At 49.0% G+C, this 24,563-nt stretch carries 17 protein-coding genes; 4 read left to right on the top strand and 13 right to left on the bottom strand.

Annotated features, from left to right (window positions below; translation table 11 throughout):
- Positions 1 to 16: 16 nt before the first annotated feature.
- On the bottom strand, positions 17 to 907 hold the full coding sequence (locus T488_RS0106920) for a hypothetical protein (RefSeq protein WP_028520137.1): 891 nt from the start codon (positions 905 to 907) through the stop codon (positions 17 to 19).
- A 223-nt stretch (positions 908 to 1,130) separates the two neighbouring features.
- Here T488_RS0106920 and T488_RS0106915 point away from each other — a divergent pair, with 223 nt between their 5' ends.
- Entirely contained in the window at positions 1,131 to 1,997 is an 867-nt protein-coding gene (locus T488_RS0106915) for a helix-turn-helix transcriptional regulator (RefSeq protein ID WP_028520136.1), read from the top strand.
- Between the two features lie 166 nt (positions 1,998 to 2,163).
- Here the strand turns inward: T488_RS0106915 and bglS are convergent, their stop codons facing one another.
- From bglS to T488_RS0106890, 4 genes are all read right to left on the bottom strand, one after another.
- Positions 2,164 to 4,584, bottom strand: coding sequence for a beta-glucanase (gene bglS / locus T488_RS19280; protein WP_082320464.1), 2,421 nt, complete (start codon positions 4,582 to 4,584; stop codon positions 2,164 to 2,166).
- Between the two features lie 90 nt (positions 4,585 to 4,674).
- Positions 4,675 to 5,466 carry an AraC family transcriptional regulator gene (locus tag T488_RS0106900; RefSeq protein WP_028520135.1) on the bottom strand — a complete coding sequence of 264 codons (792 nt, stop codon included), beginning with the start codon at positions 5,464 to 5,466 and terminating at the stop codon, positions 4,675 to 4,677.
- A 193-nt stretch (positions 5,467 to 5,659) separates the two neighbouring features.
- A complete protein-coding gene (locus T488_RS0106895) occupies positions 5,660 to 6,412 on the bottom strand; it encodes a helix-turn-helix domain-containing protein (protein WP_028520134.1) in 753 nt (250 codons plus the stop codon).
- A gap of 179 nt (positions 6,413 to 6,591) precedes the next feature.
- Complete coding sequence (locus T488_RS0106890) at positions 6,592 to 9,561, bottom strand: family 43 glycosylhydrolase (RefSeq protein ID WP_028520133.1); 2,970 nt, start codon at positions 9,559 to 9,561, stop codon at positions 6,592 to 6,594.
- A 497-nt stretch (positions 9,562 to 10,058) separates the two neighbouring features.
- Between T488_RS0106890 and T488_RS18700 the strand changes: the two genes are divergently transcribed.
- Positions 10,059 to 13,184 (top strand): glycoside hydrolase family 11 protein, encoded by a 3,126-nt coding sequence (locus T488_RS18700; RefSeq protein ID WP_051536384.1) that lies wholly within the window; start codon positions 10,059 to 10,061, stop codon positions 13,182 to 13,184.
- Between the two features lie 69 nt (positions 13,185 to 13,253).
- Here the strand turns inward: T488_RS18700 and T488_RS0106875 are convergent, their stop codons facing one another.
- Both T488_RS0106875 and T488_RS18695 read right to left on the bottom strand, forming a co-directional pair.
- Entirely contained in the window at positions 13,254 to 13,859 is a 606-nt protein-coding gene (locus tag T488_RS0106875) for a uridine kinase (protein WP_028520132.1), read from the bottom strand.
- Between the two features lie 65 nt (positions 13,860 to 13,924).
- Positions 13,925 to 15,298 carry a peptidoglycan DD-metalloendopeptidase family protein gene (locus T488_RS18695; RefSeq protein WP_028520131.1) on the bottom strand — a complete coding sequence of 458 codons (1,374 nt, stop codon included), beginning with the start codon at positions 15,296 to 15,298 and terminating at the stop codon, positions 13,925 to 13,927.
- A gap of 238 nt (positions 15,299 to 15,536) precedes the next feature.
- Between T488_RS18695 and T488_RS0106860 the strand changes: the two genes are divergently transcribed.
- Positions 15,537 to 15,788, top strand: coding sequence for a heavy-metal-associated domain-containing protein (locus T488_RS0106860; RefSeq protein WP_028520130.1), 252 nt, complete (start codon positions 15,537 to 15,539; stop codon positions 15,786 to 15,788).
- Between the two features lie 59 nt (positions 15,789 to 15,847).
- Here T488_RS0106860 and T488_RS17310 read toward each other — a convergent pair whose 3' ends face one another.
- Positions 15,848 to 18,232: a cation-translocating P-type ATPase gene (locus tag T488_RS17310; RefSeq protein WP_037297525.1), complete on the bottom strand. Its 2,385-nt coding sequence runs from the start codon at positions 18,230 to 18,232 to the stop codon at positions 15,848 to 15,850.
- A 200-nt stretch (positions 18,233 to 18,432) separates the two neighbouring features.
- On the opposite strand from T488_RS17310, the gene T488_RS0106850 reads away from it, so the two are divergent.
- Positions 18,433 to 19,005: a biotin transporter BioY gene (locus T488_RS0106850; RefSeq protein WP_028520129.1), complete on the top strand. Its 573-nt coding sequence runs from the start codon at positions 18,433 to 18,435 to the stop codon at positions 19,003 to 19,005.
- 207 nt (positions 19,006 to 19,212) lie between these two features.
- On the opposite strand, the gene T488_RS0106845 is transcribed toward T488_RS0106850, so the two are convergent.
- The 5 genes from T488_RS0106845 to aroB all read right to left on the bottom strand — a co-directional run bounded on the left by T488_RS0106845 (position 19,213) and on the right by aroB (position 24,235).
- The gene (locus T488_RS0106845; protein ID WP_028520128.1) at positions 19,213 to 20,064 is read right to left on the bottom strand and encodes a patatin-like phospholipase family protein; all 852 of its coding nucleotides are present in this window, start codon (positions 20,062 to 20,064) and stop codon (positions 19,213 to 19,215) included.
- A 232-nt stretch (positions 20,065 to 20,296) separates the two neighbouring features.
- Entirely contained in the window at positions 20,297 to 20,890 is a 594-nt protein-coding gene (locus T488_RS0106840) for a DUF4364 family protein (protein ID WP_028520127.1), read from the bottom strand.
- A gap of 9 nt (positions 20,891 to 20,899) precedes the next feature.
- Positions 20,900 to 21,979, bottom strand: a complete 1,080-nt coding sequence (aroC, locus tag T488_RS0106835; protein ID WP_028520126.1) for a chorismate synthase — start codon at positions 21,977 to 21,979, stop codon at positions 20,900 to 20,902.
- Positions 21,960 to 23,192 carry a 3-phosphoshikimate 1-carboxyvinyltransferase gene (gene aroA / locus T488_RS0106830; protein ID WP_028520125.1) on the bottom strand — a complete coding sequence of 411 codons (1,233 nt, stop codon included), beginning with the start codon at positions 23,190 to 23,192 and terminating at the stop codon, positions 21,960 to 21,962. Before aroA ends, aroC begins: the two co-directional genes overlap by 20 nt.
- A gap of 2 nt (positions 23,193 to 23,194) precedes the next feature.
- Positions 23,195 to 24,235 (bottom strand): 3-dehydroquinate synthase, encoded by a 1,041-nt coding sequence (gene aroB / locus T488_RS0106825; protein ID WP_028520124.1) that lies wholly within the window; start codon positions 24,233 to 24,235, stop codon positions 23,195 to 23,197.
- Between the last annotated feature and the right edge of the window lie 328 nt (positions 24,236 to 24,563).

Below are 24,563 nucleotides of genomic sequence, written 5' to 3'. Positions count from 1 at the left end.
GCATTTTCCTTTCTATTTATATTTTGCTTATAAACTCATCTATGACCTTTTCGGGAGACCATTCCGTGGTGGAGAGTTCCCATTTTTCCTTTATAGAGGCTGTCTCATTGGGCTGATAGCTTTTCAGCTCGCCCAGCAGCTCACATTCAAGGAAGAGGTCATTGGTGTAAGTTTCATAATTACAGCAGAAATCCGGATAATTCACATTTTCATATCCGTCAAAACTCATTCTGAAAATATTTCTGCCTTTTATGTAGAGCACCTGTCCCCCCGTTACATTGAAGCCGACCTTGAAAGCTTTCTTCTCCTTGGGATCCTGTCTCAGGAGAGCATATTTGTCAGTCAGCACAAAACGATGATCATTTATTGCGGAGTAGCTCCACAATGCCATCGTTCTGTTGGGAAGGAAGCCCTTGTCATCTCTGCAAAGAGGAATGATCTCGGTGCCGCCCGCTGCAAGTCCCGTAACGGACCAGGGAGCGAATTCCGAGGGCTTTTCGGAGCAGTTGGTGATCCTGTTCTCAATAGTGACCGATGTTTTATCGTCCATAGAGATGACCAGTTCAAACTGCTTTTCAAATTTTGTCATTGCAGGTGTGAGGGTAAGCACTCCGCCGTCAAAGTGCGCCTCGACCTTTGAATTATCGGGAAGATAAGTTTCCGGCATCACCTCTGGAGCACTCCATATCCTGTGGCCGCCGTAGGCGTACCAGACTCCGTAGCCGTTGTTTATCTCATAGAAGTTTCTGTCGATGTCTTCAAAAAGAACATTATCACCATCGGTGAACCCGAAGAAAACTATTCTCGGTCCCACATCTATAGTAGCGATGAGCTTGATAACACCATTATCGAGGCAAAGACATTTTCCGTAATTCTTGTAGTCGGTCTCATAGCACTTAACAGACATCACACATCACCTTTCGTAAGCTCTAATGCTATTATATACTACTTCGGCAATTTATACTAATCAAATATTGCGGCTGTTTATTCAAGAATTGCTAACATTGCACAAATTCTTCAAACCCACTTTACAAATACTATGATAATAGTGTATAATATATCCAGATATTACGGTGAATTATGAATATTGACATAAATTTCACAACAATTTTTGGTTAAGGAGGCTAATCATGATTAAAAATCTATCGGGCGATTACGAGACCGTTGAATACGAAAACCAAAGATTTGTCATGCTTTACGACAACGACCAGGTCGAAGAGTACCCTACTCACTGGCATAACGCCGTGGAAGTCATTATACCTCTGCACAACGGTTTTACGGTAACATCTGGCGGTATTGACTACCACCTGAACGAAAAGGAAATAATCATCATTCCCCCGGGAGAGCTTCATTCCATGCCCGCCCAGGAAGGAAGGCGCATAATCTTCCAGTGTGACAACAGCATAATCAGCGATGTTCCAGCACTTGAAGCCTTAGTTCCCGTATTTTCCGAGGCTTTCCATATAACTCCCGCAGTCAGCAAGGAGCTTTACATACTTTCCCGAAAGAGCATACTTGATATATATTCCGAATACTATTCAAAATCTGCTCTGGCAGACGTACGCATTTACCTGTGTCTCATAAAAATGCTCACTGCCGTAAGAGAGTATCAGCTCACTCAGGCAGCTGACGCCTTTACGGGAGATCTTTCCGGCAGGGACGACACCCGGAAGTTCAGCATGGTAATGAAGTATATCAACCAGAACTATATGTACGAGATACCTCTTGAAAAGATTGCCTCCATCGCAGGCTACAGCAAGTACCATTTTTCGCGTATTTTCAAGAAATACAACAATGTGTCCTATATACAATATATAAATAGTAAGAGGATAAAGGCTGCGGAACGGCTTCTCATCGACCCGAACCTCTCCGTTACGGAGGTCGCCATGAGGGCAGGATTTGCAAGTCTCACCACCTTCAACCGAGCCTTCAAAAAAGCCAAAAACTGCACCCCAACCGAGTTCAAGACCTTGTACAAGATCTCTGATACTACATAAAAACGGATCCCGAAAACAGCTGTTGAAGCTGCCTTCGGGATCTTTTTATCGCAATTTCTGGTGTATCCGATCCACCATTCTGCATATTTTCCTGCTCAAAAGCAAAGGCAGTACTTTCGTACTGCCTTTTGCTTTTTAATGGAAGAAAAACTATATACCACCGCAATTATTGCTTGTTATATGTTACCCACTGATAGTGTGCCTTGAGAGGTGTTCTGCCGTTGAATGCCTTGAGCCAGTCATCAACAGTTCTTCCGGGCCATGCGTTCATCATGATCTTACCGGGAGTCTTGGGGATATTCTGGTAAGCAGTGTAAACAGCCTTGCCGTCAACATACCATGTGATATGATCGGGCTGCCAGTCAAAGCCGTAGGTGTGGAATGCCTCAGATGAGTCAAATCCGAGATCATACATATACTCGTGCTTGCCCTTACCGTCAGTGTAGTAGTTGAGCTGAACCTTTGTTGTATCCTTGCCCAGGATCTCGATATCGATCTCATCCCAGGGATTGTTGTCTGAAGGACCTGTGTAGGTGAAGAACGAAGAAACAACACCGTCATTCTTTATAGCCTGCATAGAGGTCTCATAGTAACCGTAGTGATAGAAGTTGTTTGTACGGAACTCGCCGCCTGAGTACTGGGGATTCCAGTCAGGGTTGCTGTCGTTTGACCACTTCTGGTCAACGCTGAGCTCAAGTGCGCCGCCGCCGATAACAGCGTTGCGCTTATACCACCAGCAGTCGAAGGGCTTGCCGTTTGTCCATCCGTCGGAAGCAAAGAAGTCACCTGCATTGCCTGTACGGAAGTCAGATACCATAGTGGCATTCTTGTTCATGGGAGTGCCCTTATCCTGCATACCGCCGTATACAGCAGGAGCGGGTGTAGTTGTCACAACAGGCGCTGTGGTAGTTGTGGTTGTTGTTGTAGTTGTTGTGGTAGTGCTTGTTGATGTCGTTGTAGTCATTATAGGTGCAGGGGGATCAGTAACAACAGGTGTCTGTCCCTGTGCATATGACTCGGGAAGTGCAGGTATCAGGTTGAGGAGCTTCTTCTGGATAGAAAGCGGATCATTGCTTGTGATACCGGAACCGTTCTCGTAAACATCGCCGTTGAGTGCGCCCTGCTTTGTCAGGTGCTTGTCATAAGAACCGTTATAGCTGTACTTGTCGGGGTTAGCGAGGTGCTGCATGAGCAGGATAGCATCGCTGAGCTCCACGTTATTATCCAGGTTAGCATCGCCCCAGAGTGTTACATTTGAAGATGCAACAGGGGGATCAGTAACTATAGGAGTTGTAACGACGGGAGTTGTAGTTACAGGCTGTGCTGCCTCAATGCTGAGGAGAGGCTTTGTGCCCTTTACACCTGCATAAGCGCCGTCGATATAGAAGTCTGTAAGGCTCTCGGGAGCTTCAACATAGAGGACCATGCTTGTAGCACCCTCGGGAATAGTGTAAGCAGAATTTGAAAGGTCTACCCACTGACCCTTTGGAGCGGTAGCAGTCTTAACCTCATCATACTTCTCAGTACCTGAGCTGTCCTTATACTGAAGTGTGAGCTTGAACTCAACAGAGTCCTCGGAATCCTGCATTACAGCAGTACCGAAAGCGAATGTCTCGCCTGCCTTGAAGGGATTGCTGCTGAGGTTCATTGAAGCGCCGTTCCAGTTGTCTGCACGTCCTGAAACCAGCAGACCCTTTGAGCTGTTGTAGCCTGAGCTTGATGTTACCTTAGCACTTCCGCGTCCTGTCCAGTCACCTGCACCCGACTCGAAAGCCTCAGTGAGATAGTAGCCGTTTGCATCGGGCTCTATGGGCTTCTCGGGCTCGGGCTCCTTGCCCAGAGTGATAGTATTCTTATTTACACTTGCCTGACCGTTGCTCTCCCAGCCTTCAACGTTGAAAGCTACCTCGTACATCTTACCCATCTGGAGTCCCTTGGACTCCCACGCCTCAAAGTGCTTTGAAACGCTGATGGTACCTGATGTTCTGCCGCTGCTGCGAACGCTGAAATACTGTACGAAGGGCTTGTTACCTTCAATTGTATAGGAGTTGCGGTTCTCCTTGTAGATGTAGTAATTTGCGCCGTCAAGACTAACTGTGCCTAAAGGACTACCTGCTCCGGGCTGTCCGTTAGGAGGACACCAGTTTTTCCAGTCCTCAACGATGTAGTACTCGACCAGAGGATTCTGTGTCCAGCCGTAGATACAGAGACGTGAGTTGCCCTGGCTGCTTGCGGACCAGCTTACATCGAATTCACAAGTGATCCCGCCGTAATCCTGGAAGTTCTTTGTGCTTCCCATGTCGATACCGCGGCGTGCAAGGAAGTTGCCGTTAGGTCCTGCACAGTTCCACTGTGTAGAGAATGTACCGTTGTCACCAAGAGTCATTGATGACGGCTGGTTTGTATCTGCTGCCCAGATCTCATAGCTGTAGCCGTCGGGACCTGTGCCCTTGTGCTGTCCTGCACCGTTAAGACTGTAAGTTGTACCTGCTGCTACAGCTGTAGTGCCGGCAAAAACAGACGATGAAGCACAAGCGATGGTTGCTGCCAGACTCAGGGCAGCCATTTTAACGCCATTGAATTTCATAATATATCAGCCCTCTCATTCTGTGACATAAGTCACTGTTTTATTTACATTAAAGCAGCACGGCCTCGGTCACCGGAGAGGTGTAACGGGTCATGTTGCATTTTGTGCTTTCTTGCGGTATTCAGAGGGAGTAAATCCCGTCTGCTCCTTGAACTGTCTGGCGAAGTGAACATAGCTGTGGTAACCGCTGCTTGCGGAGATGTCATTTATGTTCATATTGGTAGTAGAGAGCAGCATTTTTGCGTAGCTGACCCTGCTCCTTACCAGATCCTCGATAAAGGTCATACCGAAGTGTTTCTTGTAGGCGTGCTGGAAAGCCGAACGGCTCATGCGCACCTCATGGGCGGTGCTGTCCACATTGCGCTGCTCGTAGGGGCGGCTGTAGATCTTGTTTCGCACCGTTGATATAAGCTCGAACTGAGTGCTCCTTCTGCCTGAGACGCTGTTGATGGAGCTCTCTCTTATTTTAATGAACATCAGCTTCATGAAAAGCTCAGCCGACTCTGCCTTACAGGGATTATCGGAATACTTCTCATAGGCGATGGATTTTACGCAGTAGCTGAGGAACTCAAGAGGCATTTCCATAGGAGCCTCCAGAGGGATGCCCATCCTGAGGAATTCCTCTTCCTCTCCCCTGTCATCGAAATCAAAGTGTACCCAGTCATTCTCGAACACACTGAGGGGAACGCAGCGATAGCGCTGAGGTCTGCCCTTGGGGTAGATGAAGACGGTGCCGGGCGAGGTAGTGACCTCCCTGCCATCTATTTCAAAAATCGCGGGAGTCCTTACAAGCAGGAGAAGGTAGTCTCCGCTCCCGTCGGGTCTGTCAATAAAGAAGTCTGCGTCGTGGCAGTGATCGAAGCCAACATTATTAATTATCATTGTCAACTCTCCATTTTCTGAATTATTCTGTTTTTGACAAATCCCTATCTTAAAAATCCGTGATCCATGTTATTTTCTACAATGATTATACCACTTTCAAACCTATAAATATATTATTTTATTGTCAAAATTGGCAATTTTATGACATCTGCATAAAATGTTATCCCCTGCAGAAGCAGGGGATAGTCACAGATCATTGATTTTCCTTACTGAAGTCAGGGAATTTGTATCGTTTCTTGTACTCCTTGGGCGTAACGCCGAGATATTTCTTGAATATCTTGATGAAGTAGCTCTGCGAGCTGAAGCCCAGGAGGTTGCTTATCTCAGAGTCGGTATACTCCGAGAAGGTAAGCAGGTTAGCAGCTTCCTCAGCCTTGGTCTTGCTGACGTAGTTGCTGAACGCGATACCTGTTTCCGACTTGAAAAGCCTTGAAAGGTAAGCAGGGCTTATTTTAAGGTAAGCCGCAGCGTCCTCGATCATGATCTTTCCGTGGAGATGATCGCTGATATAGTCGAGGGCACGGACGATCTGCTTTGAGTAGATACCGCTGTTGCGCACACGTCTCATGTGGCGGGTATAGCCCTCTATCATCTCCTGATGCACCGCGTGGACTTCTGCTTCCGTGCGGCACTCATCGGATTTCATTATATATATGTCACTGAGGTTGTAAGCCTCCTCAAGAGTCATTCCGCTGTTGATGCAGAATCTTGCGATAAGAGCAGCAGAGATAGCAAAGTGGTATTTCAGGTTCCTGAGGGGATCCTTGCTGAGGATACCGTAGCCCTCGCTGCAAAGTGGAGTCGCAAAGACCTTTACCAGCTCGATGTTACCCGAGCAGATACTCTCATAGCAGGCTATCTCGCGGTCAAAGGGCGCGTGCTCGAAGCCCTCCTCACGCTTGAGGAAAAGATGGGAAGAAATATATTTCTCTGTATAGTCACTCATGTCAAAACACCTCTCTGATATAATATGGACACTCTTCACACCCGGCTAAACTTAGCCTGCGGAAGGCGATTTTTCTCCTTATACATATTATATCATATAATTATGAACTAATCTACCATTTCATATATCCGAAGATAGCTCACCGCAGGATACTGCGGTGAGCCGTCGGTGATCAGCTATTACTGTCCTGATTCATGGAAGAAATAAGGAAGTGCGTTGTATACATAGTGTCTTACATGGCCCCACCAGTGCTCGTTGCCCTGAGCCTCGAAGTAGTAGAAGTTGCCCTTTGAGAAATCAGATGTGAACCTGAACTCATCAAGCTTCTTCATTGCCTCTATCTGAGGGCCGATATTTGGCTGTGCCATATCCTTTGTACCTGTTGCTGCAAAGATGAAATACTGCCTCGGGGTAAATCCAAACTTATGAACAGCATCTGCCAGATCCTGCGCCTTGCCGTCAGCGCTGTTGGGACCCCAGTGGTCGCCGCTGAGAGGCATGAAGTAACCAACGATGTCAAGGTCATTCTTGAACACAGCCCATGTGGAAACTGCGCCCATGGAGAAGCCGCCGTATGCTCTGTGCATTCTCGAAGCCTTCATACCCTCTGCTGTGGTATCCTCCGCATAAGTGGAGTACTTGCTCTCTACAAAGGGGATAACGCTCTGGCGGAGCTCCTCATAGAAATTCTGAGCCGAGCTTCCATTGCCGTTGAAGGTTGGAGTTACCACGATAAGGGGCTCCAGCTCTCCGTTCATTATCATGTGGTCAAGCATATTCTGTATCATAGTATCGTTCTGGAAGAACAGTGTATTCTCGTTCTCACTTCCGCCGTGCATGAGGTAGAAGATATTGTACTTCTTGCTGGGATCGTAATTATAAGGAGTATAGACATACAGTGACTTGTTGCCTCTTATTCCGTTATATGTCTCCTTCGTTACCTTGCCCTGCTGTGAGCATGAGTCGAAATAACTATTCCCGGGAGAGTCAGGAGCCGGAACATATCTCTTGTTCTCTTCATAATTGAAATTGCTCGGAGGCGGCTCCGGAGTATTGTCGGGAAACTCCTGTATCTTGCCAAGGATATACTGCTGGAGGAGCACAAGGTCATTGACCTCGAATTCCGTGCTTCTGTCAACGTCAGCCAGCTTCACAAGATCGGCAGCCTTGTTTGACGAGAGTATAAGCTTTCTCGCAGAGATCATATCCATGGAGTTGATAATGCCGTCGGAATTTACGTCGCCGAGAATGAACTGACCGCCCACAGCGCCCTCTATCTCGGTGCCTGCCGCAGCTATCTTCACATCGTCAACGTAGAAGCTTGTTGAGCCCTTGTCTGTCTCAACATATATGTATACATTCTCCGCGCCTGAGGGTATCTTGAAGCTTGTATTCGCAAGCTGAGTCCATTTGCCCTTCATGGGAGAAGCACTTGCAATTTTATCGTACTTTGTAGTTCCGTCCAGGTCATACTGCATGGTGAAGTGGAACAGCTGACTGTCTGCGCTGCCCTCATCATACATGACATTTGCGCTGAAGCTGTAGCTCTCGCCTGGTCTGAAGCTGCTGCCCAGCTTGTATGTTGCGCCCTGCCATTCACTGCTTCTGTCCGAGCAGCAGAGGGATTTGCTGCCCGTAAGAGAAGCCTTGGACGAAACCGCTACACTCGCGCCGGCTCTGCCTTCCCAGCCGTCATCGCCGCTCTCAAAGGAGCAGCTCAGGAGGTAATCACCGCTGTCACCCGAAGGTGCAGGTGAAGTTGTAGTCTGTGGAGTTTCCTCGTCATTGCCGAAGGTCCACCAGTCCACATTGAACAGATAGCCGCTGCCGCCTGTATACTTGAAGAACAGGTCATGCTCGCCGCTTGCACCGCTGACATCGCATGAGACCTCTTTCCAGTCCTGCCAGCCGCCTGTTGCGGGTACAGAGCAGGTACCTATCTTTTTCCCTGAAAGGCTGTCGAGATAGATCTCTATATTGCCGCCGTCTGTAGCAGACGCAATATTCGCAGTAAATTTCTCCGCACCGCTGCCGAAATCGACGCCGCTGACCTTAACGTAGTCGCCGTCCTCGATATTGGCAAGGTCGAGACCGCCGTTGGTGCAGGTCTCAGTCTTTACGCCCTTTGAGAAGCACATAGTCTCGCCTTCAACTCTCTTGAAGGGATCTACGCTTTTCAGCTGCTTCGGACCTGTCTTTGAAGGCGAAATTGTAGGAATAGAGCCGTCAGAGCCGTAAGTAAACTCATCAACGCAGACGCTTCTGTCGAAGGTGCCTCCTCCGGGGAGACTTGCGTCGTGATAGAACAGATATGAGTGTCCCTTGAAATCGATAACGCCGGGGTGGTTGGTGAAGCAGTTATGCTTCTTCATGACCTGACCGCGGTATGTCCAGGGACCCGTAGGCGAAGGAGCAGTTGAGTAGCCGATGCTCTCACTTCCGTCGCTGCCGTAGAAAGCAGCAAACACCAGATAGTAAAGGTCTCCTCTCTTGTAGAACCAGGGACCCTCACCATAGGAGCTCTGCTTGGATGACGGACCGAAGGTATCCTTGTTCATGTCAAAATGCTTGATCTCGCCGTCGAGAGTGACCATATCCTCCTTGAGCTTTACATAGTAGCAGGTAGGATTTCCGAACATGAGCCAAGCCTGACCGTCGTCGTCAATGAAGACCGTCGGGTCGATATAAGCCCAGTCGGGACCACAGAGCGGCTTGCCCAGAGCGTCCTTGAAAGGACCTGTGGGAGAATCCGCAACAGCAACACCTATACCGCGTCCGCCTCCCGATTTGTTTTCGAGAGTCACATAGTAATAGAATTTACCGTTGCGTTCGATACACTGAGCTGCCCAGGCTGAGTCCTGTTTGCCCCATGAGAAGCTGTCCCATGAGAGGATCATTCCGTGGTCAGTCCAGTTCTGCATATCCTGTGAGGAGTAGCAGTGCCAGTCTGGCATATGATAATTGTCGGAGTTATCCGCGTCTCTGCCCGTGTACAGGTATACCGTATCACCGTAGACCATAGGTGCGGGATCGGTGCTGTAGATGGTCTGGATGGCAGGATTGTCCGCATTTACATATGCAGGCGGTGTGATAACTGCTGCAGGTATAGCCAGAGCTGCGGCAGTCAGCATTGAGAGTAGCTTTTTCATAAGTACGCCCCCATTTTAGATTTTTAATTACCCTTCTTTTGTGTATTTGTAAAAGATATACATAATACACATTTCTTTATTTATTATCTAAATTATAATTGTCACCCTTGACACGTTATATCATTATAATGATAATTATGGTAATTTTTCTACTTCAAATAGCATTTTTGCGCTACGAATATCATGATTTTATCTTTAAACTAAATTTCTCAAAAACTTCCGTTATTTTGTCCACCTATTCTTCAAAATATGGGTTGTCAATCTTTTGGTTTAGAAGTATTATATATAGTTACCCTTTCGCTTTGTCCCTATTAGACCGATATTTTCAGATTTATCGCAATTTTTAGTCAATTTTGCCCAAGGTCACAAATTTTGACTTGTTATTTCATAGTTTATTAATATATAATAGTATCAAGATAAAAAAAGAGGAGTTCGGGCACTCCTCAGGGGATTACTAAAATCATGACATTGCTTAATTAAACAAAGGAGTGATTTAAGTGAAAACAAGCAAATTTATCAGCGGGATAGTTTCAGCATTATTAGTCGCTACAAGTCTTCCCGCAGCTCTGCCCTCAAGCGCCGCAGGTGAAACATACAGGCTCAACGGCGCCGGTCAGCACAAGGGCACAGGCCCCGACGGCTACAGTTATGAGATCTGGGCAGCAGATACGAGCCAGCCGTCATCAATGACTCTCGGCGACAACGGTACATTCTCAACAGAGTGGAACTGCGCAGGACCTAACGGAAACTTCCTTGCCCGCCGCGGTAAGGATATGGGAAGCACAAGAAAGTTCCAGTCATACAACGGAATCACTTGTGACTTCGACGTAAGCTGGTCAGCAGGCTCTTCAGGTAACTCACGTATCTGTATCTACGGCTGGACACAGAATCCTCTCGTAGAGTACTACATCGTTGAGGACTGGAAGAACTGGTGTCCTCCAAACGGTTCACCCGGTGCAGGCAGTCCTTTAGGCACAGTTGATCTTGACGGTGCAAAGTACTACATCTACAAGGAAAACCGTAACTCCTATACTATCGAGGGTAACAAGCCCTTCGTACAGTACTTCAGTGTCCGCAGCAGCGGAAGAACAAAGGGTACCATCAGCGTTTCCAAGCACTTTGAAGCCTGGGAGAGCAAGGGCCTCCAGATGGGTAATATGTACGAGGTTGCTTTCAACGTAGAAGGTTGGGAGAGCAGCGGCAAGGCTACAGTCAACAAAAATACCATCACATTCGGTGGGGGCGATCCCGACCCTACACCTACAGTTGATCCGGATCCTGTAGAGCCCGATGCAAACGGATACTACTTCAACACCGACTTTGAGTCAGGCAAGGGCAGCTGGACAGGCAGAGGCAGCGCGACCCTCACCTCTTCCACAGGCTATAACAACACAAAGGGAATCCTTGTATCCGACAGAGCCAACGAATGGAACGGCGCAGCTATAAACCTGGATTCAAGCGCTTTCAAGGCAGGCGAAACATACAGCTTCGGAATAATGGCAATGCAGAATACTGATTCTTCAGCTACAATGAAGCTCTCTCTCCAGTATTCAGGCAGCTCAGGCACATCCTACGATGAAGTAGCATCAGTCAAGGCTTCCAAGGGACAGTGGGTATCCGTTGCAAATTCCAGCTACACTATTCCCGCAGGCGCTACCGATCTCGTTCTCTATATCGAGACCACAGACAGCCTTGCAGACTTATATGTTGACAACGCTTTCGCTGCCAAGAGCGGCACAAAGCCCAGCGTTGTTCCTTCCACAAGCACTCCCGTAACATCAACATCCGATCCTGTTGTATCAAAGACCGACAAGATCAAGATCATGCCCGCAGGCGACTCTATCACCTTCGGTATGGGAGATGACGGCGGCTACAGAAAGTTCCTCGACTACTTCCTCAAGGAAAAGGGCTACACCAATGTGGACTTCGTAGGTCCCGAGGGCTCAAACAGCGCTTCATTCAGCTACAACGGCAAGACCGTTACTTATGATGACAACCACGCAGGCTACAGCGGCTACACCATCAAGCAGCACGCAGGCGGCTGGAGCAATAACAGCGGTCTCTATGAGACACTCAAGAACAACAATGCAGTCAAGAAGGCTGATCCCGACATCATCCTCCTCATCATCGGTACAAACGATATGACTGCTAACCGCTCCATGAGCGAGTGCGAGGACGACCTCCACACCCTCCTGGACTATATGCTGGGAGATATGTCCTCAGACGGAATGATCTTCCTCTCCACCATTCCCGAGCTCAGCGCTTTCGGCGGCGGAGACAACACACAGAAGATAGCCAACTACAACAGCCTTGTAAAGAAGGTAGCTCAGGAATACAGCAACAGCGGCAAGCACGTTACATTTGCTGACATTCACGGCTGCCTCAACGGCACAGCAGACCTTGGCGACGGTATCCACCCCAGCAAGGCAGGCTATGAGAAGATGGGCAAGTACTGGGCAGGCGTTATCGACGAGTACATCTCAGCTTCACAGCCCTCAACTCCCGTGGTACAGCCTTCAACAGGTGTACGCGGCGATACGAACCAGGACGGCGTAGTTGACGTATTCGATCTTATCCCCCTGAGAAAGGGAATCATGGCAGTAATGGCAGGAAGCGGCAAGGCTGCTCCCAACTCAGACGTCAACGGAGACAATGACGTATCAGTTGCTGACCTTGTTACACTCAAGCAGTTCCTCCTCGGCAAGATCGACAAGTTCCCCGAGGCTGCTGTAACAACTACTACAACAGCACCCAGAGTAACCACAACTACCACAACAAAGCCCGTATCACAGGGTCAGAACCTCAACGCACAGATCCGTCAGGATATGCCTACTTCAGTGCCCAGCGGCAATGAGCAGAGCAACAAGTGCAAGGTCGAGAAGAAAACTTATAACTGTAAATTCACAGGCGGACAGAAGAGCTGTAATGTAATTCTTCCTCCCAACTATAATTCATCCAAGCAGTACCCCGTAATGTACGTTCTCCACGGTATCGGCGGCAACGAAGACTCCATGTTAAGCGGCATGGGTGTTCAGGAGCTCCTTGCAGGACTTATCAGCAACGGCAAGGCAGAAGAAATGATAATTGTTCTTCCCAGCCAGTATACAAGCAAGAACGGCTCACAGGGCGGCGGTTTCGGTATCAATCAGGAAGTATGCGCAGCTTATGACAACTTCCTCTATGACATCTCAGACAGCCTTATCCCCTTCATCGAGGCTAACTACCCCGTTAAGACAGGCAGAGAGAACAGAGCTATCACAGGCTTCTCAATGGGCGGCCGTGAGGCTATCTACATCGGACTTATGCGTCCCGACCTCTTCGCTTATGTTGGCGGTGCGTGTCCTGCTCCCGGAATAACACCTGGCAGCGATATGTTCATGACTCACCCCGGCTGTATGCAGGAGAGCGAGATGAAGTTCAGAGACGTAGGTCCCGAGCCTAACGTATTCTTCATCACAGGCGGAACAAACGATTCTGTTGTCGGCACATTCCCCAAGCAGTACAGTGACATTCTCACAAGAAACGGTGTTGACCATGTTTACCAGTCCATACCCGGCGGCGGACACGGCGACAACTCAGTTAAACCCCACCTCTATACATTCTTCAGATACGCTTTCAAATAAGCGTGGGGACATGATATAGTAAGCATAAAAACAGCGCTCAGAGCAATTCTGAGCGCTGTTTTATTATATTCAAAGTACCAGATCAGCCTTTTCAGCAGGGCTGTACTTTTCGGCGTAGAATCTCTCCGCAGGGAAATACCTGTTTTCGTACTTCTCACGGATAGCGATCTCGTCACCGATATATCCGTCACGGAGGAGGACTCTCCTGAGCCTTGTCTCCTCGGGAACGTCAAAATATATCATGTAGTCAAAGGCGCCCTCAAGCTCCCTGCGCTGAAGGAAGATACCCTCGGTAATGACCACGCTGCCCTCGGGGATCTGAATGCTTTTCAGAATATAAGTGTCATTGTCCTTGTCATACAGCTCCACAGGGGGAAGCTCTCTCCCCTGACTTACGGGACCTGCCACAGCCTCAAGAAAGTGATCGTATCTCCACTGAAGGTAGTAATACTGCTCCCACTGAGGGTAATCGTCATTATACCTGACAGCTCTGGGGTGGATAAAGTCATCGATGTGGAATATCTCCGCATGGACGCCCTTTTCCTCCAGAAGGTACTTCACCTTCTCCGCCACAGTGCTCTTGCCTGCGCCTCCCAGACCGTCCAGCCCGACCATAAAGGTCTTGTCGGTGCTCCGTCTTTTCATAATCTCGTCTGTGATCCTTACTGCGTTCATATTGTACTCCTTATAAAAAATTAAAGGCAGCATCACCGCAGTGACACTGCCTTTTTTTGCCTGGGTCATGAAGCTGCCTTAACGATAGCCTGTTTCAGCTCGATGAGGTCGAAAACGTCAACAACGCCGTCGCCGTTGAGGTCGGAAGCCTTGTACTGCTCCTCAGTGAAGCTCTCAGTACTGCCCAGCAGATAGCTCTGGAACACCTCTGCATCGGAAGCATCAAGGGAGCCGTCGCCGTTCAGGTCGCCCCGGGGCTTGTCCTCGGGTGGATCCTCCTCTGCAGGGGGATCAGCGGGAGGATCTGAGGGCTTTACCTCGCCGATAGTGAACTCTGTGTTCACCAGCTCATAGGACTTGCCGCTGTTATCCTCAGCAACTATTTTGTATATGTACTCTCCGTCATAGAGAGCGTTGAAAACTATATTCTTGTCAAAGTAGGTGGAAAGATCGTACTTCACAGCATTGGGAGCCGCCTCAGCAACCTGGCTGGTAGCCTCTCCGCTCTTGAAGTAAACACCGCCGCTCACCTTAGTGATGGGCAGATTTGAAGTTATAACGCCCTTGAGCGAGAATGCCTTGCCCTTGGGAAGAGAACCCTCCGGAGCAGCCACGTTCTCGATCTTCATATCGGACTCAACAGGCTCGTGAGCCTTTTTCAGCTGCATATAGTCCATGGAAGCATAGCCGTTGACGCCGTTATATTCAACAGCAGCCCACTTTCCGTCTCCCTTTGAGACATTGAACTCCGCATTCGCAGGTATAGAGCCCACGATCGAAGAGCTTGTATTGGGACCCGATCTTATATTGAGGTAGGTCACCACATTCTTGGTGGTATAAAGACCTGCATACTCCTCAGATGCATCCCACTGGGGTCCGGAAGAAGCGAGAGGAGGAGTTGTAACCCCTGAACCGTCGTTATCCGAGTATGTGAAATAGGTAAGCGGATCGTAGTATGTACGGGCAGGATATGCACCCAGCAGGGTATCGCAGATACCGAAGTGGAGATGATTGCCCGAGGACTCACCCGTGCTGCCCACCTTGGCGATAATATCGCCCTGATTTACCTTAGCACCTGCGCTTGTGCAGAGCTGTGAAGCGTGTGCATAGAAGGTATAAACGCCCAGATCGGCATGATACAGAATGACTGTATTACCGTAAGCGCCCTTCCAGTCTGCGGAGATGACCTCTCCGCTGCAAGCGGCATAGATATTGGAACCGCCTGCTGCTTCAATATCGATGGCATTGTGATAGCCCGAAACATCAGTGATATTTCTTTGCGGATTGAAGTAGGTGGTAATGTTCTTGTACTTAGGCTCTGTAGGCCAAACCGCGTAGTTTGCAGCGCGGACTGTTCCGATGGGAGTACATATCTGTACTGTGAAGAGCACTGCAAATGCAAGCATAACAGCAGCCGCCCTTTTGATCACATTCTTCATAATATTTTCTCCTTACATAGTAAAAAGTAACTGAACAATATATATATTACCATATTTTTGGCAAAAAGTCAATGCAAAACCGTAATTTCTGACAAAGGGAGCAATTTTTGCCTGTCTCCGGTCATATTCTGTCACCATTTCATAAGATTTCTTCATATTGGCACTTCCACTTGACAATCGGCGAAAAAAGGTTTAGAATTATATTGTCAGCATATACTAACCCAAAGGAGTGTATAATATGGTAAAAACAATAATGAAGATCGACGGCATGATGTGCGGGATGTGCGAGGCACACGTAAACGACGCTATCCGCGCAGCAGTCTCACCCAAAAAGGTAAACTCCTCCCACAGCAAGGGAATTACCGAGATAATCTCAGAAAACGAGCTTGACAGCGCAGTTCTCAGAGAAGCGGTAGAGAAGGACGGCTACAAGGTGCTGGACATCACCTCCGAGCCCTATGAAAAGAAGGGACTTTTCGGCAGAAAGTAAGCCTCCCTGCCATTGCATAAACTATACAAAAAGCTCCCCGAAGCCTCGGGGAGCTCTTTTTATGTGTTGTCCCTGATAAAGAAATCCTGGACCTTTTTGGTTATCAGTGTCATATACCTGAGACAGGGCTCTGCGATGATAGAGAAGTTCACACAGAGAAGGATACAGCGGTTCGACATTGAAGTGATAGCGAACAGGTTGCTGACGAATATCATACAGCAGGCAAGTCCCACGCCGCAGAATATCCATATGCCCAGCTTGTACACATCAAGGGGCTTGGAGATCTGGTAAACTATCATCATACCGACGATACTCATGAGAATGGTTGAAGCCGTAGCAATATCCGTAGGCGCCACGCTGAAGATATTGCCGAAGTATATCATAGCGCCGACAACAAGTACATCAGTCAGTGCCGCAGGCAGAGCCTTCAGCAGGATATTTGTGATGAACCTTCCGCGTATGAGGTCACGGTTTGGCATGAATGAAAGGAAGAAGGCAGGAAGTCCGATAGTGAACACGCTTATGAGCGAGATCTGCGAGGGCATGAGAGGATACTTCATACCGAAGCAGATAGACAGTATAGCGATTATCAGCGAGAAGATATTCTTTACGATGAAAAGGCTTCCCGAGCGCTCCAGGTTGTTTACCACCTTGCGTCCCTCGGCAACAACGTCGGGCATCTTTGAGAAGTCTGACTCCAGGAGAACCAGCTGTGCAGCCTGAGCGGCAACATCACTTCCCGAAGCCATAGCCACGGAGCAGTCTGCGTCCTTGAGAGCGAGGACATCGTTTACACCGTCTCCTGTCATGGCAACGGTCTTGCCCGCCTTTTTGAGAGCCCTGACGAACTTTCGCTTCTGTTCGGGAGTAACACGTCCGAATACGGTATACTTTCTCACAGCGTCCTTGATAGCGTCATCTGTGGTGAGCGTAGTAGCGTCAACATATTCCCCTGCATTCCTGATACCTGCCTGCTTGGCGACCTCAGAAACGGTCACTGGGTTATCGCCTGAAATGACCTTTATCTCAACACCCTGCTCGGCGAAGTATTTGAAGGTCTCGGGAGCATTCTCACGGATAGGATTTGACATCATAACGAAGCAAACAGGCTCAACGGGAGCTGTAAGTGCCTTTCCGTCGGGAATGCCTCTGTATCTTCCGAACACAAGAACACGGTAGCCCTTGCGGCTGTAGCTGTCGATAACGCTCTTGAACTCCCTTATGTTGTCCTTGAGCACGAACTCGGGAGCGCCGAGAACGAAGGCTTCGCGTTCAAAGGTAACACTGCTGTACTTGAACTCGGAGGAGAAGCCTGTGGTAGAGATCGCCATTCTTCCTGCGGGACGGTGGAAGTGCCCCTTCATAGCGGTCATGGTCTGGTTATCGGACTCCTGTGCAGCGGCAAAATCGCTGAGAAGTCCCTGTATCACATCGTCCGCATAGTCATCGGAAGCCGAGACAACGTCCGCAACTGTCATCTCATTCTGGGTGATAGTACCTGTCTTATCCACACAGAGCACATCAACTCGGGCAAGAGTCTCGATACATTTCATATCGTGGACGAGAACCTTGTTTATAGCCAGCTTCATAGCGCTGATAACAAGGGAAACGCTGGCGAGGAGGAAAAGTCCCTCAGGGATCATGCCTATGACAGCCGCGACCATGGACTGGACGCTTTCCTTGACATTATAGTGGTTCACATAGTAAGCCTGATAGAAAAGGATAATGCCGATAGGAATGATAGCCACGCCTGCGAACTTTACTATCTTGTTGAGTGAGCGTATCATTTCGGACTGCTCGCCCTTCTTGGACTTCTTTGCCTGAAGGGTCAGTCTTGAGATATAGGAATGTCTGCCCACCTTTTCAAGCCTTGCGCGGCAGCTTCCCGAAACTATATAGCTTCCCGACATGAGGGTGTCGCCCGGTTTCTTTGATATTTCGTCGGACTCACCGGTCAGCAGCGACTCGTTTACGGAAACGTTTCCGTCCACCACGATAGCGTCGGCACATATCTGGTTTCCTGCCTTGAAAATGACTATATCATCAAGCACAAGTTCCTTTGAGGGGACGCTTATGACCTGTCCGTCGCGGACCGCCGTGCTCACAGGAGCATTGAGCACCGTGATCTTGTCCAGAACGGACTTTGAACGAAGCTCCTGAATGATACCTATAAGGGCATTTGCGATGATAACAGGCATGAATGTCAGGTCTCGGTATGAGCCCACTACAATGAGAAGCACAGATAGGATAACGAATATAAGGTTAAAGTAGGTAAAGATGTTGTCAGCGAGAATTTCCTTCACCGTTTTTGAGGGCGACTCAACAGGCTTATTGTCGAGTCCCTCAGCGATACGCTGTTTTACCTGAGAGGCGGAAAGTCCCTCATCGGGATCTGCCTTGAAGCGTTCCGGGTCGGTCACCTCGCGGAATTCACTGGTTTTCATTATGTCGATAAACACCTCGCAAAATATACTTTTTTAATTATAACACATAATTCAAAATAAAGCAACACACGGAACAAAAAAATATTAATAACAATTGCCTCAGCTCCAATTCCAGTATCGTCACCCATATACAGCATGGCAGTTGACAAAGTTGCCCCACTGTGCTATAATAGAACATATCCCGAAAGGAGTAATGAATTATGAACAGCACTGTTTCCGTAAAGGAACCACATAGACCATTCACCACAAAGGAGCTTGTACTCACCGCCATGTTCACGGCGCTTATCGCAGTCTGCTCCATAATCTCCATACCAATAGGAGAGATCTCATTCACCCTCCAGACCTTCGCGGTGTTCTGTGCCCTTAACGTCATAGGAGGCAGAAACGGACTTTTCTCCGTTCTGGTGTACATACTTCTTGGCTGTGTGGGACTTCCCGTATTCTCGAAGATGCAGAGCGGCGCCGGAGTCATAACAGGTCCCACAGGCGGCTATATACTTGGATTTGTCCTGATGGCGCTGGTATACTGGGGAGGCACGAAGCTCTTCGGCAGGAGCCTTCCCGTAAGGGTAGCCCTCATGGTCGTTGGACTTATCCTTTGCTACACCTTCGGCACTATCTGGTTCGTATTCGGCTATACCAAATCAGGCAGCGACATGACATTCATACACGCCATGGAGCTTTGCGTACTTCCCTATATCCCGGGAGATGTAGTGAAGCTGATACTTGCACTGGTCATCACAGAGCGCATAAAGAAACACGCGGATATATAAAAGCGTCCCCGAAGCTTAAATGCTTCGGGGATTTTTTCATTGCTGTGTTAAATCATAATTTACATTTGTAGGGGACGGCGTCCTCGACGTCCCGTTGGGAGTGTAATATATCTCGCGGGACGCCGAGGGCGGCGTCCCCTACATTAGCTAACGGCTAAGGGCTAAGGGCTCAAATCAAAATTTAGCAAAGCTAAATTTTGATTTACTTCACTCCTGCTCCAGAAAAGCTTTCAGGGCTTCAAGGCGTTCCTTTGCGATACGTCTGCCTATGCGGTAGACCTCGCGCATGACATCGGGGTCGTGCTCAACGTGTCCCACAGGCAGAGCCTCCTCGGGAGCAATAACGAAGGCGGTCCCCTTCTCCTCGGCACCGCGGATATACTTCAGCTCACTGTTGTACATCTTGTGCCTGTTCTCGGCAGCCTTTATGACCTCGGGATACTTATTGTACTTTATCTTCATAAGACCTATGCCGCTTGCAGGCTTCTTGACGTAGTCGCGCGGCTGTGTGAGCACTACGACGTTCCTGTCGTAGCCCCTGCTCTCCATGAACCTTAGCGGGATAGAGTCGGAGATACCGCCGTCCAGCAGCTTATAGCCGCCCACCTCAACGATACGCGCAACAACTGGCATAGAAGCGGAAGCTCTTATCCACTCCAGCTCGTCGTAGTCTATGGGACCGCATTTGTGGTAAACTGCCTTGCCTGTGGTAATATCAGTAGCCACCACCCAGAACTCTATAGGAGAAGCTGCAAAGGCTTCATTGTCGAAAATATCCAGCTCCTGCGGCACTGTATGATAGCAGAACTCCGCACCAAAAAGGTCTCCTGTTTTTATGAGAGAGCGCTTGCTGCAATAGCGCTTGTCCTTGCAGAACCGCGTATTATAGCGGATAGCTCTGCGTATCTGTCCCGATTTGTAGTTGCAGCCAAAGGCAGCGCCTGCGGAAACTCCCACAGTACCGTCGAGGATAATATTGTTTTCCATGAGGACGTCGATAACGCCTGCGGAGAAAAGTCCGCGCATAGCGCCGCCCTCGAGAACGAGTCCGTATTTCATAGCTTACTCCTTATAACTTGCCATTATTATTCAATACTGACAATTATTCGTATACTGATTCAGTCATTCCTACGAAGTTGAAAACAAATTCTGAGTTATACAACGGTTTTCCGTTGAAAATACAGCATTTCCGAACCTATAGTGAAAGCACTTTTTCAGAACGGAGATGATGCTGCCCAAATTATAACGGGCATAAAACAAAAGAGCTGACCAAAGACAGCTCCTTATATTTTCAGTTGTCGCTGAGGTCGTAGGGAGGCTCCTCGTTTGAGAGAGCAACTTCAATGACCTTGCCGTAAAATCCCGCAGGATTGAGAAGTATCTTCTCGCCTATGAGCTTAGCCTGTGTAAGATCGGGAGCATAGAGCTTCAGGTCCATAAGGTCAAAGCTTGAGTCGATACACCTTACATGGGTATAGTAGCCGTTTCCCACGGGCTCATACTCTATCTTCAGCTCCTTTTCATACTGAATACGCGCAAAATAGCGGAGCGCAGCCAGTACCAGCTTGTCCCTGTAGGACTTGGGAGCATAGTTTTTAAGCTGCTTTGCACACTCTCTGCCCTTGGGCTGGAGCACATAGCAGTCCTCGTCCTTGTCGTCCTTTTCGGCTGTGATATGTCCGTTTTTCAGGAGATAGCCGATTGAGTCCTGATAGTAGAAATAGTTTATGATACCCGTCCCGATAGCTATATCATAGAGCTGGTCGGGACTGACGGGTCTGTCTATTTTGTAAAGAAGATAGCAGAGGAGGATATTGAGGGTGGGAATATCCCTTATCTCAGTATCGGCACGTTCTGCCATTTTCATGATATTTTCGTCCTGCATATAATCACCTTAACAGAAATTAGGATAGTCCATCATATGGGAAAGAAGGGCAATATTCACCGCAGCCTCCACACAGGGAACTGCCGCAGGGACATTGCAGGGAATGTGCTTTACGCTCTCTGCGGTCTCGCCGATCATTTCGCGGTAGTTCACCGCATTCTGCTGACCGCCCACATATTCCGAGGGACGGAAGGCAACTCTGAGAGTTATGGGCATACCCGAGGAGATACCGCCGATTATGCCGCCGTGGTTATTGGTCCTTGTGACAACGTGACCGTGATCGTCCACATAGAATTCATCGTTGTTCTGGCTTCCCACCATTTTTGCCGAAAGGAAGCCTGCTCCGAACTCCAGTCCCCTGACATTGGGGATACCGAAGATGAGCTGAGCGATGCTGTTTTCAAGTCCGTCGAATATGGGAGAGCCGATACCTGCGGGAACATTCACCGAAGCGCACTCGATAACGCCGCCGAGGGACTCGCCTCCCTCGAAAGCCTTGTTGATGTCCTCTGTCATCTCCCAGCCCTTGCGGTCGTTGATGACGGGGAAATCCTTGTTCCTTACGCTGAGTATGCCGTCTCTTGTGATATTGACGGGGTCAAAGGGATTATCCTTTATGTTATGTATCTGAAGAATATGTGCGCCTGTGTAGATACCGCGTCTTTCCAGTATCTGGGCGCAGACAGCTCCCGCAAAGCAGAGAGGAGCTGTAAGTCTGTCGGAGAAATGTCCGCCGCCGCGCACATCATTGAAGCCCTTATAGCGGAGAGTACCCGTATAGTCGGCATGACCGGGTCTCACCAGATTATCGGGCTGCTCATGCTGAGGTGCGGATATGTCGGTATTCTGCAAAAACGCACAGAGGGGAGTTCCCGTAGTGCGGTCATTGAAGATACCCGACATGATATGGGGCATGGAATTAACGGCAGGAGCGCTGCCGCAGGAATATCTTCTTGCCATGAAGCGTGCAAGCTCCTCGGCGTCAATATATTCTCCCGAGGGAAGGTTGTCCACGGTAACGCCTATGGCGGGTCCGTGAGCCTCACCGAACATGGAGACAGATATCCTATTATTCCAGAATGATGACATTTGCTTTACCTCCGAGCATATTGTAGTCGTCAAAGAAAGCAGGGTAAGACTTTTCCGCAGCCTCAGCTCCCGTGATGACCACCTCCCCGTCGATACGGGTAGCAGCAATGGCAGCCGCCATTACTATCCTGTGGTCTCCGAAGCTGTCAACTGTACCGCCGTGCATAGCACCTGTAGGGTGGATAATGAGACCATCGTCGGTTATCTCCACATTTCCGCCGAGAGCATTGAGCATGGCGGCAGTGGTCTGAAGGCGGTCGCTTTCCTTGATCCTGAGTCGTTTAGCGTTGTATATTACCGAATCGCCGCTGCCGAAGGCACCAAGCACCGCAAGTATGGGTACAAGGTCGGGAATGTCCGAGCAGTCGGCACTGTAGTGTCCGATACTGCCATTATAACACATATCGCGTATAATTTCAAGGATTTTCTTGTCGCCCTGAACGCTGTTTTCGTTGAGATTTCCAAGCTCCACCTGTGAGCCGAGAGCATTTGCCACGCAGAAAAATGCTGCCTGTGAGTAATCTCCCTCTATCCTCTCATCGTGAGGAGCATAGCTCTGACCGCCCTTTATGCGGAAGCCGCAGTCGGTCTCCTCAACGGAAACGCCGGATCTGCGCAGGGTATCAATGGTTATATCCACATAGGGACGGGATTCCAGATGTGAGGTGAGAACTATCTCGGAGTCGCCCTCAAGAAGGGGCAGCGCAAAGAGAAGTCCCGTGATGAACTGTGAGGAAACGTCCCCCTCTATCTCAAAAATGCCGCTTTTAAGTCCGCCCGATACACTGAAGGGCATGGTGTTGTGGTAGTCAAAGGCAACACCGTTTTTCCCCAGCTCCCTGATGAAAATGTCAATGGGACGCTGAGGCAGCCTTCCCCTGCCGCGGAACTCTGTATCGCTGCCCAGTGCAGCCGCTATGGGGATTATAAAGCGGAGAGTGGAGCCGCTCTCGTTGCAGTCTATAACGCACTTGTCCGCCTTACGGCTTCCCGAGCCTATAACGGTAATATCGCCGCCGTCTACGGTGAACTGAGCACCGAGGGCGGTCATGGCTCCGATAGTAGCCTCAATGTCCTTGGACATTGTGACTCCGCTGAGGTGTGAAACTCCGTCTGCCAGCGCAGCGCAGATGATCGAGCGATGTGCACAGCTTTTAGAAGCGGGTACACTGAGCTTTCCGCGAAGCACCGAGGGTCTGATACTTACGTCCATGGTCAGCCCTCCATAAGGCGGCAGAATTCAGTGAAGGGAACCTTCACTATCTCGCCCTTGCCTATCTCATTGCAGATGATGTAATTTATGTCCTTCGCCTCGTTCTTCTTGTCCTTGGAGCAGAAGGGCAGCAGCTCTCCCATTGGAATGTCGCTTCCTGTGGGCAGCCTGTACGCCTCGCAGACCTTTCTGAGCCTGTCCGCCAGCTGTGGTGCGAGACGGTCGGTTATCATGCACATACCTGCGGCAACTGCTTCGCCATGGGCAATGCCCTTGTAGTTGTGCCAGCCCTCTAAGGCGTGTCCGAGAGTATGACCGAAGTTGAGCACCATGCGCTCTCCCCTGTCAAACTCGTCGTGCTCGACTACGATACGCTTTATATCTATGCAGGCATATACCATTTCGTCCATTATGTCGTCAACAGTATCAAGGTCCTTGGACTCCATGAGCTCAAAGAGCTTTTCGTCCCTTATCATGCCGTATTTTATACACTCGCCCATGCCCTCTGCAAGGGTCTCGGGCTTGAGAGTTTTCAGTATGTCACTGTCGCAGATGACAAGTGCAGGCTGCTTGAATGCGCCCACAAGGTTCTTGCCCCCTGCAATGTCGATAGCGGTCTTGCCGCCCACAGATGAATCCACCTGTGCAAGAAGAGTGGTGGGTATCTGCACGAACTCTACTCCCCTGAGATAGGAAGCAGCGGCAAATCCTGTAATATCGCCAACAACTCCGCCGCCGAGAGCTACGATGATGTCACTTCTGGTGATGTTGTTCTCACAGAGGAAGTCGTATATCTTTCCCAGATTTTCAAGGCACTTGGACTGCTCGCCGTTGGGGAAAACAAAAACGCTGCACTCAAAACCCGCAGCCTTCATTGAGTCAAGGGCAGTCTGAAGGTGGAGCTTTTCCACAATGTCATCAGTGATGATGGCTGCCTTTCTCGACTTTGTTACCTCTGATATATATTCTCCGCAGTGAGCAAGCCCCCCACGCTGTATGAGCACCTCATAGGGGTGACTGGTCTTTACGCTTATTTTCTTCATTTTACCGACCTCCGATACTTGACCGACCGCCGTTAAACACTGCGGTCATCTTAGAAAAATTATACCATAGCACAGTAAAATTGTCAACGCTTTTCCACTCTAAAACTTTTATCCGCTGAAACTATTATTTTCTTGTCATTTCAGCCGCTGCTCCATACTTAATATATGACTCAAAGCCGAGAAGCAGAAGCTTCTCTTTGGTGATTTTCAACAACAAAAAATAACATTCAAAAACCGACATTGTATTATTCACACTATGTTCATAAATTATCAATCATTATGGCATTTTCTTATGATATAATTATGATGTATAAAAATATAATCTGAT

It is taken from the genome of Ruminococcus flavefaciens ND2009 (genome assembly GCF_000621785.1).
GTDB classification, from domain to species: Bacteria; Bacillota; Clostridia; order Oscillospirales; family Ruminococcaceae; genus Ruminococcus; species Ruminococcus flavefaciens_C.
This window is presented reverse-complemented; position numbering and strand designations above follow the sequence as displayed.